The following is a 1,130-nucleotide window of genomic DNA, read 5'->3' on the forward strand; positions in this document are numbered from 1 at the left end:
ACCTTAGACTCCGTCCTGCCGACAGAGACAAACTTTTTGCCATATTCAAGGAACTGGAATTCAAGACTCTCATAGACCGCGTGGGAAGAAGAATGAATGCGGATGAAAAGCCATTTGTCAATTCGCAGTCAGTGAAAAAAAATGAAGGAAGATTGTCACTTTTCGATGAAGATGAACTTGACACCCTGTCATCGCCCGCTCCGGAACCCGTTAACCTGAAGACTCTCGATCATTCTCCGCATTACATTTACATAGACACTGTCGAGAAACTCAGGGAATTTGAACAAAAAGGCTCTGATGCCGAAATTTGCGGCATTTTCATTATTGCCGACGGGGAAAATGAGGTTTCCGCAGAATGGATAGGCACATCTGTCGCATTCCAAAATGGCACAGCAGCCTATATGCCCGCCTCATTCACTGAGGGACGCATGTGGATTCTTGACCTCATGGCACGTCCTGACATAACAAAAGTCAGCTGTAATTCAAAAAGAGACTATGTGGTTGCCGCCCGTTCTCGAAAAGATGGTGAAAATCCTTTGACCAACTATTTCGATGTGTCGCTGGCGCATTATCTGTTGCAGCCAGAAATGCGCCATAATCCGGAAAACCTGTCTGTAACATATCTAAACTACGAGATGCTTCCCAATCCGGGTGCATCCACTTCACGCCGCGGAACAAAAATATGGAACTCCCGTGATGTGGAAAACGACCTGATCACCCCCTGGGCATGTGAAAACGCCGACATTGCATTACGTCTGTATCACCCTCTGCTTGATGAAGTAAGAAAAGAAGATATGGAATCCCTGCTTTGCGACATTGAACTTCCTTTGGTCAGGGTTCTGGCAGACATGGAACTTACCGGCGTGAGAATAGACGTAGACGCGCTGAACGAGGCGGCACGCAATATGGAAATCCGTATAAACACTCTTGAGGGTGAAATCTGCGATATAGCGGGTGAAAAATTCAATGTAGGCTCCCCTTCCAAGGTTGGAGAGATTCTTTTCGACAAGCTCTCACTCGATTCAAAAGCGAAAAAAACCAAGACAGGACAATATTCCACAAGCGAGGATGTATTGGAAAAGCTGGTGACCAAGCATCCCATCGTAAGCAAAAGTATGGAATTCAGCGAA

At 46.1% G+C, this 1,130-nt stretch carries 1 protein-coding gene; it reads left to right on the plus strand.

The features are described 5' to 3' along the window. Nucleotides 1-1,130 (plus strand): DNA polymerase (locus tag JX312_RS13900; RefSeq protein ID WP_239653941.1); only part of this gene is annotated, 1,130 nt, incomplete at both ends.

Origin of the sequence: Barnesiella sp. CU968 (genome assembly GCF_905219685.1) — a bacterium.
Classification (GTDB): Bacteria; Bacteroidota; Bacteroidia; order Bacteroidales; family Muribaculaceae; genus Lepagella; species Lepagella muris_A.